Raw genomic sequence first — 7,058 nt, 5'->3', positions numbered from 1 at the left:
CCCGGGCACCCAGATCACGCTCCTCCCGGACAGCGTGAGGCTGCAGATGCAGGCCACCGGCGGGAGCGGGTCCTACACCTGGTCGGCGACCGGTCTGCCGTCCGGGCTGACCATCGGCACGACCGGCTTGATCACCGGCACGCCCCGCCCGATAGGAAGCTACAACGTCACGGTCACGGCCGTCGGCGGCGGCCAGGCAAGCACCACCTTCACCTGGCGCGTCCGGCGCGAGGCGGCCTGCCCCACCTGCTGATCCTCTGCCCCCAACGGAAACTCTGTCGGAAAGGCGACGGCGCGTATTGTCTGCGGTCCCGGATCGGTCCTCCTCTCCGATCCCGCTCGGTGCGGGTAGGAGAGGAGCTACCCGTGACACACGCCGTGAACACATCTGCCGTCCCGAGCGGCGCCGATGGCCTTGCCGCGGGCGCGGGCGGATTCGTGGCCTTCCAGGGTGCGGTCGCGAATGTACTCGCGTTCCATCCCGGACAGCGCCGCCAGCACAGTGGAGAGTCGTTGACCCTGGTCAGGGATCGACTTCGAGGTTAGGCCGAGAGGCCGTCAGCGGGTGCGTCGGCGTGCTGCCGGATCATGTTCGGCGGTGATGCGGGCGGAGGTTTCCTCGCCCAGGCGGATGTAGCGGCCGAGGCTGGACAGGCTCTGGTGGCGGCTCTTGGCCTGCAGCTCGGGTGCGGTCCGGCCGGCCTCGGCCAGATGCTGCAGGGCGCTGTGGCGCAGCTGGTGCAGCGTCCAGCCTTGCCCGGGCGGGTCGAGCTCGGCGGTGGCCTGCTTGAACAGGTACTGCGCTCGGGAGTAGGACAGGCGGCCGCGGCCGGTGATGGGGCAGATGTCGGCGGCCGCGGGGGCGCGGCGTCCGGAGGTGGGGGCGCGGCGGTCGGCCAGGAACACCGGCCCGGCGGTGCGGCCGGCCAGCAGGCGGGGCAGCAGGCGGGCGGTGGCCGTCGCCCAGTGCACGTACTCGATCGCGCCGCCCTTGGCGACGACGCGGGCGCGGCGGCGTTCCAGGTCGAGATCGGCGACGTCGAGGGAGAGGATCTCTTCGGCGCGGGCTGCGGTTTCGTACAGGAGCCTCCACAGCACCCGTTCGCGCAGACCGTGGCGGTCGTCGGTGAACAGCGTCTCCAGCCGGGCGTAGCCGATGGCGCGGTCGTCGCGGCGTACGGGTGTGCGCGAGGTCAGGCGGCGGGCGGGGTTGGTTTCCAGCAGGTCCTGGCGCTGGGCCCAGGCGGTGAAGGAGACCAGCGCGGATAGGTGCCGGTTCCACGTGGCGGGTGCCACGGCGTTCCAGCGGTCCATGACGGCGGCGTAGTCCTCGCATGTCAGCTCGGCGACCGGCCGGTCGCCGAGCAGGGCGGCCAGGCGGGTGAGGGTTTTGGCGTAGGTGTGGCGGGTGCTCTCGGTCCGCAGGCAGGCGAGGAAGCGGTCGACGGCGGTCGCGACGCTGATCGCCGGCCCGGCGGGATCGGCGGGCCGGCCCGGGGACGCGGCGGCGGGCACGGGGCTCTTTCTCCTTCCCCGATCGATGTGACAGGTAATGGTGTGGAGTCGGCCCGGCCACGTCGGGGAGTGGTGGCCGCTGAGCTGGCCTGGCCGAGGCGGGCCGTGCGGGTGTGACTGGGAAGGGTCATTCCCCGTGGCAAGCCAGAGGTGCCTCTCCTCCACGTTACATCACTATAAGTAATCTACTAGTCACAGTAAGTGTGCGACTGGGTAGGGATCGCAGCGAAGATCCGTCAACAGGAGAGGAACCCTCACCATGTCGCAGACCTACCTGCCGCGCCAGGCCGCCCCGGTCGAGCGCACTCTCACCGGCACCGCCACCACCGACACCGCGGGCCTCGAGCAGTCATTCAGGGGGAGGACCACCAACCCCTTCGCTGACGAGGGCGACGAGTAACCACCCCCAGCACCGCTACGCAAAAGGAGCTTCACCATGTCGCAGACCATGCCGCGCCAGGCCGCCCCGGTCGAGCGCACCATCACCGGCGCCGCCCCGGCCCACGCGGGCGTCGAGCAGTCCTGGATCGGTACGCCCGGCTACCCGTTCGCGGGCGTCGAGCAGTCCTACGTGGACTTCGACATTCCCTTCGCCGGCGACGGCGACGAGTAACCACCCCCCAGCACCGCTACGCAAAAGGAGCTTCACCATGTCGCAGACCATGCCGCGCCAGGCCGCCCCGGTCGAGCGCACCATCACCGGCGCCGCCCCGGCTCACGCGGGTGTCGAGCAGTCCTGGATCGGTACGCCCGGCTACCCGTTCGCAGGTGTCGAGCAGTCCTTCAACTGGGAGATGCGGCCGTTCGCTGACGACGGCGACGCGTAACAACCGGTGAACCGGTGGGCGCTCGACGCTCTGCCCGGTTCCGGAGCCGGGTGTCGGGCGCCCACCCCGGCGCAAGGCCGACCGACGCGACGTTCGACCCCTCGAGCGACAGGAGTGATATGGGCGAGTTGCCCGACATCCCCGGGCTGGCCGCGTTGTGGCGGCGTACGACCGGGGATGACCGGATCACGGTGGCTGTCATCGACGGCTTGGTCGATGAGGCGCATCCGGCCTTGTCCGGCGTCAAGCTGACCCAGCTGCGCGAGGTGTGGCCCGGCGGAGACGAGGCGGGCCGCAAGGCGGCGCACGGCACGGCGGTGGCCAGTGTGTTGTTCGGGCGGCACGACGGCCCGCTGCCCGGGATGGCTCCGGGTTGCCGGGCGGTCAGCGTGCCGGTGTTCGCCGAAGGGCGGCGTACCTCGCAACTGGATCTGGCGCGGGCGATCGATCTGGCCGCCGACGCCGGCGCGCACATCGTCAACATCAGCGGGGGCCAGCTGAGCGAAGCCGGTGAGGCCGAGGACGTGCTGGCGCGGGCGGTGCGCCGCTGCACCGAGCAGGGTGTGCTGATCGTGGCCGCGGCCGGCAACGACGGCTGCCTGTGCGACCACGTACCCGCCGCCCTGCACGGGGTGCTGGCCGTGGGCGCCTGCGACGAGCATGGCAAACCCCTGTCGATCAGCAACTTCGGGCCCGGCAGCCGCCGCCAGGGCCTGCTGGCCCCCGGCCAGGACATCCGGGTCGCCGTCCCCGGGGGCGGCACGGCGACGATGAGCGGCACCAGCCTGGCCACGCCGATCGTGTCCGGGGTGGCGGCGCTACTGGCCTGCCTGCAGCTACGCCAGGGAAGCAAGCCCGACCTGATCGCGATCGGCGAAGCGCTGCGCGCCAGCGCCGATCCCTGCGACCCCGGCACCGCCGGCAGCACCAGCACCGGCCAGAACGGCCAGGGTGCGCCGGGTGCGGCGTGCGCGCAGTACCTGAACGGAACACTCAACATCACGAAAGCGGTGACTGCTGTGACGACCTCGCCCGCGACCTCTTCCGCGACCACGTCGGCGGATGCAACGGTGAATGCATCGGTGACGACCTCCTGCGATGCCTCGCATCCCGGCGACAGCGGCGGATGTGACTGCACCGCGGCGCAAGGGCTCGTCCCCGCCGCCGCACCGCCGGCCCCGGTGCCTGCGGCCGTGGCGCCGGTGTCTGCGCCGGTGGCGAGCGGTGTGGTGCCCTCCGCCGAGCCGGCCAAGGGCGGGGCGCGGCGGCTGGTGTACGCGCTCGGCACGCTCGGCTACGACTTCGGCACCGAAGCCCGCCGCGACACCTTCAAACAGCTCATGCCCGGCCGACAGATCGACGACGCGAACGTGCCCGCCAACCCGTATGACCCCCGCCAGATGGTCGACTACCTGCGCGACAACCCGTCCGAAGCGCGCCCGCTGATCTGGACCATGAACCTCGACCTGACCCCGATCTACGCCATCGAACCGGTCGGCGGCTACGGGCCCGGCGTGTACGAGCGGCTGGTGGAGTTCCTGGACCGCCAGCAGCGGGCCGCCGACGCCCTCGACTTCGTGGACCGCATCTCGGTGCCCGGCACGCTGCCCGGCCGCACCGTCAAACTGTTCAACGGCCAGCACGTGCCGGTGATCGAGATCAACCTGACCCGCGGCCTGTACGGCTGGTCGGCCGCCAGCCTGGCCCACGCGGTGGTCGCCGAATGCGCCGTGCCCGCCCACAACCAGCCCGGCGCCGTCCCACAGCAGGACCGCCTCGGCGACGCGGTGGCCGACTTCCTGCAGCGCATCTACTACGACCTGCGCAACTTCGGCGCCACCAGCCGCGACCGCGCCCTGAACTACGCCGCCACCAATGCCGTCCAAGCCCGCCAGACCCTGGCCGAAGCCCTCGGCAAGGGCATGGCGCTCAAAGACATCGAAACCGAGAAAAGCCCCTACGGCCGCCCCGACAGCGACTGCTGGGACGTCAAACTGCGCTTCTTCGACCCCGACAACAGCAAGCGGGCCAAGCGCGTCTACCGCTTCACCATCGACGTCAAGGACGTCCTGCCGGTCACCCTCGGCCCGGTCCGCTCCTGGCCCGAAGCCTGACCACCACCCACCAGGAGAGGCTGGTCATGTCGTCCTTCCCGCCGCAGGTGCCGCCAGTACGTCGCGACCTGCCGACCGACCCCAGCACCACCATCGCCCTGCACCCGCACACCCCCGGACACCAGCGGCGGGTCTGCGAATGGCTGCTGTACGGCGCCAACATCAATGATCCGGCCGGCTACCGCCTGCCCAGTTATGAGCAGGCCAAGCTGTCCGCCCTGTAGAACCGGCCACGATCCAGGGAGCGCCCGCCCGATGCCCCACACCCTCGCCCCGCCACCGCCGCCGGAGGATGCCGCCCAGCGCCAGGGGGATCGGGCGGCCGCCCCCACCCCACCATCTCCCCTCCCACCAGCCCCCGACGACAAGCCGCCGGCCCGCTACCCCGCCCAAGCCGTGCCCGGCATGGCCGCGCTGCACCGGCACACCCTCGGCCACCCCGACATCCTCATCGGCGTCGTCGACGGCCTGCCCGACACCGGCCACCCCAGCCTGACCGGCGCCCGCCTGGAGGCACGCGAGCCGTGGTGGCTCCCCGCCGCCCTGCCCGACCCGAAGGGAGCCGAGCACGGCACCTTCACCGCCAGCGTGCTGGCCGGCCAGCCCGGCACCGTCCTGCCCGGCCTCGCCCCCCGCTGCCGCCTCATCGCCCTCGGCCACCCGGTAGATGAGGATGCCGTCGTCGATCCGCATTCGGCCGCCCGCGCCATCGAAGAACTCCTCAACGCCGGCTGCCACGTCATCCAGTACACGATGGCCCACCACACCGTCTCCGACGACGCCGACCCGATGCTCAAACGCACCATCGCCGCCGCGGTCGAGGCGGGTGTGCTGGTCTGCGCCCCGGCCGGCAACGACTACGGCAAGGCCAGCATCGCCCCGGCGATCCTGCCCGGCGTGCTCGCCGTCGGCGCGCACCGCGCCGATGAGGCGATGTTCTACTTCAGCAACCACGGCCCCGCCTACACCGGGCACGGCATCACCACCCTCGGCGAAGCCGTCTACGGCGCCACCCCCGGCGGCGGCGTCAAAGCGCAGAAGGGCACCTGCGTGTCCGTCGCGCTGGTCACCGGGACCGCCGCGCTGCTGGTCAGCCTGCAACACCACCTCGGCCAGCGGCCCGACCCGCTCGCCGTCCGCGACGCCCTGCTGGCCACCGCCCGGCCGTGCAGTCCCGAGCAGGCCCACGGCGAACCGGCGCGCTGCCTCAACGGCTACCTCGACCTGCCCGCCGCCGCAGCCCACCTGTTCCCCGGCCTGCCCCCGCTCACCACAGACCCCCCACCACCGGCCCCCGTCCAGCACAGCGGAACCCAGCACGGCACGCCTTCGCCGCCCCCGCCGCAGACACCGCCCGCCACCTCACAGGCGCCGCACTCCACCTCGCAGACACCCCCGCCCCCACCTCCACCCGCGCAGGAGGCGGCCACGAAAGCGTCGCGGCCCGCCGCGCGCACCATCACCCTCGTCACCCTCGCCGACCGGCCCGACCTGGCCGACACCCGGCCCGCCGAGCAGCAGCAGGGGCAGCGGGAGGGCATGCCAGCCTTCCTCGGCCACGATCCGGCCGGCCGCTGGGCCCACGCCGCCGACCTGCAGCAGCACTTCCCCCAGTTCACCTTCTACGCCCTCGACAACGACGATGTCGTGGTGGGCAGCGGCCAGGCGGTGCCGTTCGCGCTGCACGCCCCCGGCCGCGACGGGCACCTGCCCGACGGCGGCTGGGACGAAATCCTGCTATGGGCCTACACCGACCTGCAGGGCCGCACCCCGCCCGACAGCCTCGGCGGCCTCGGCATCTGGGTCACCCCCGATCGCCGCGGCACCGGCCTGCCCGACCGGCTGCTCACAGCGATGAAGACCGCCGCCCGCAGCGCCGGCCTGACCCAGGTGGTCATCCCGGTGCGGCCCACCCGCAAACACGAAGAACCGCACACCCCCATGAGCGAGTACGCCGCCCGTACCCGCCCTGATGGGCTGCCCGCCGACCCCTGGCTGCGCACCCACGTGCGCGCCGGCGGCATCGTCGCCGGCATCGCCCCCGCCTCCATGCTCGTGGCCGGTTCCCTCACGCAGTGGCGAGAATGGACCGGTCTGCCCTTCGACGTCGACGGGCCGGTCATCGTGCCCGGCGCCCTGACACCCGTGCAGGCCAGCCTCGCCCACGACCACGCCGTCTACGCCGAACCCAACATCTGGGTCCGGCACTCCGTGGACCAGGCCGCCCCCTCGGCATCGCCCGCCACCGCCCCGCCGACCTGACCGCAAGCCCCGGCAACCGGCCGCACCCGCCCAGGCCGCCCATCCGGGTGGGGCCGGTTCTACGTCGTGCCTCATCCCGTGCCGTCCACGGCGGCGGGACGACTGTCAGGTGACATCCGATCTGGCCATTGTTCATGGCGTGACCTGGGGATGGCCACGTGGCCGGCACTCGCGGTTCTGCGGATCGTGCCACCGAAAGTGGCCATTCTCCGGCCAGGGCGTCCATCATGGCGGGCACCCCCAAAGCTGCGCACCCTACTGGGTTGTTGGCTCTGGAGACGACGAAGCGGCTCCGTGGTCGCCTCTGATCACGGAGCCGCTGCGCCTGCTGATTGCCGGT

General features: G+C 72.1%; 8 protein-coding genes. 7 read left to right on the top strand and 1 reads right to left on the bottom strand.

Annotation, left to right across the window (positions count from 1 at the left end; all coding sequences use genetic code 11):
- Nucleotides 1-253 (top strand): Ig domain-containing protein (locus ABEA43_RS64690; protein WP_345577242.1); only part of this gene is annotated, 253 nt, incomplete at its 5' end.
- A 305-nt stretch (nucleotides 254-558) separates the two neighbouring features.
- Here the strand turns inward: ABEA43_RS64690 and ABEA43_RS64685 are convergent.
- A complete protein-coding gene (locus ABEA43_RS64685) occupies nucleotides 559-1,515 on the bottom strand; it encodes a tyrosine-type recombinase/integrase (protein ID WP_345579822.1) in 957 nt (318 codons plus the stop codon).
- A 259-nt stretch (nucleotides 1,516-1,774) separates the two neighbouring features.
- Here ABEA43_RS64685 and ABEA43_RS64680 point away from each other — a divergent pair, with 259 nt between their 5' ends.
- The 6 genes from ABEA43_RS64680 to ABEA43_RS64655 all read left to right on the top strand — a co-directional run bounded on the left by ABEA43_RS64680 (nucleotide 1,775) and on the right by ABEA43_RS64655 (nucleotide 6,718).
- A complete protein-coding gene (locus tag ABEA43_RS64680; protein ID WP_345579819.1) occupies nucleotides 1,775-1,915 on the top strand; it encodes a hypothetical protein in 141 nt (46 codons plus the stop codon).
- Nucleotides 1,916-1,951: 36 nt separating this feature from the next.
- Nucleotides 1,952-2,128 (top strand): hypothetical protein, encoded by a 177-nt coding sequence (locus ABEA43_RS64675; protein WP_345579816.1) that lies wholly within the window; start codon nucleotides 1,952-1,954, stop codon nucleotides 2,126-2,128.
- Nucleotides 2,129-2,165: 37 nt separating this feature from the next.
- The gene (locus ABEA43_RS64670; RefSeq protein ID WP_345579813.1) at nucleotides 2,166-2,342 is read left to right on the top strand and encodes a hypothetical protein; all 177 of its coding nucleotides are present in this window, start codon (nucleotides 2,166-2,168) and stop codon (nucleotides 2,340-2,342) included.
- Nucleotides 2,343-2,461: 119 nt separating this feature from the next.
- On the top strand, nucleotides 2,462-4,456 hold the full coding sequence (locus ABEA43_RS64665) for a PatA/PatG family cyanobactin maturation protease (protein ID WP_345579810.1): 1,995 nt from the start codon (nucleotides 2,462-2,464) through the stop codon (nucleotides 4,454-4,456).
- Between the two features lie 26 nt (nucleotides 4,457-4,482).
- On the top strand, nucleotides 4,483-4,680 hold the full coding sequence (locus ABEA43_RS64660; protein WP_345579807.1) for a hypothetical protein: 198 nt from the start codon (nucleotides 4,483-4,485) through the stop codon (nucleotides 4,678-4,680).
- Between the two features lie 31 nt (nucleotides 4,681-4,711).
- Nucleotides 4,712-6,718, top strand: a complete 2,007-nt coding sequence (locus ABEA43_RS64655; protein ID WP_345579804.1) for a S8 family serine peptidase — start codon at nucleotides 4,712-4,714, stop codon at nucleotides 6,716-6,718.
- Nucleotides 6,719-7,058 lie beyond the last annotated feature (340 nt).

The sequence above is a fragment of the Nonomuraea rosea genome, assembly GCF_039539705.1.
GTDB classification, from domain to species: Bacteria; Actinomycetota; Actinomycetes; order Streptosporangiales; family Streptosporangiaceae; genus Nonomuraea; species Nonomuraea rosea.
The sequence above is the reverse complement of the archived record's forward strand: the minus strand, read 5'-3'. Positions and strand labels throughout refer to the sequence as shown.

Coding starts and splice junctions, on each gene's coding strand:
- ABEA43_RS64660 (WP_345579807.1), top strand. CDS start 4,483: ATGTCGTCCTTCCCGCCGCAGGTGCCGCCAGTACGTCGCGACCTGCCG.
- ABEA43_RS64655 (WP_345579804.1), top strand. CDS start 4,712: ATGCCCCACACCCTCGCCCCGCCACCGCCGCCGGAGGATGCCGCCCAG.
- ABEA43_RS64665 (WP_345579810.1), top strand. CDS start 2,462: ATGGGCGAGTTGCCCGACATCCCCGGGCTGGCCGCGTTGTGGCGGCGT.
- ABEA43_RS64680 (WP_345579819.1), top strand. CDS start 1,775: ATGTCGCAGACCTACCTGCCGCGCCAGGCCGCCCCGGTCGAGCGCACT.
- ABEA43_RS64675 (WP_345579816.1), top strand. CDS start 1,952: ATGTCGCAGACCATGCCGCGCCAGGCCGCCCCGGTCGAGCGCACCATC.
- ABEA43_RS64670 (WP_345579813.1), top strand. CDS start 2,166: ATGTCGCAGACCATGCCGCGCCAGGCCGCCCCGGTCGAGCGCACCATC.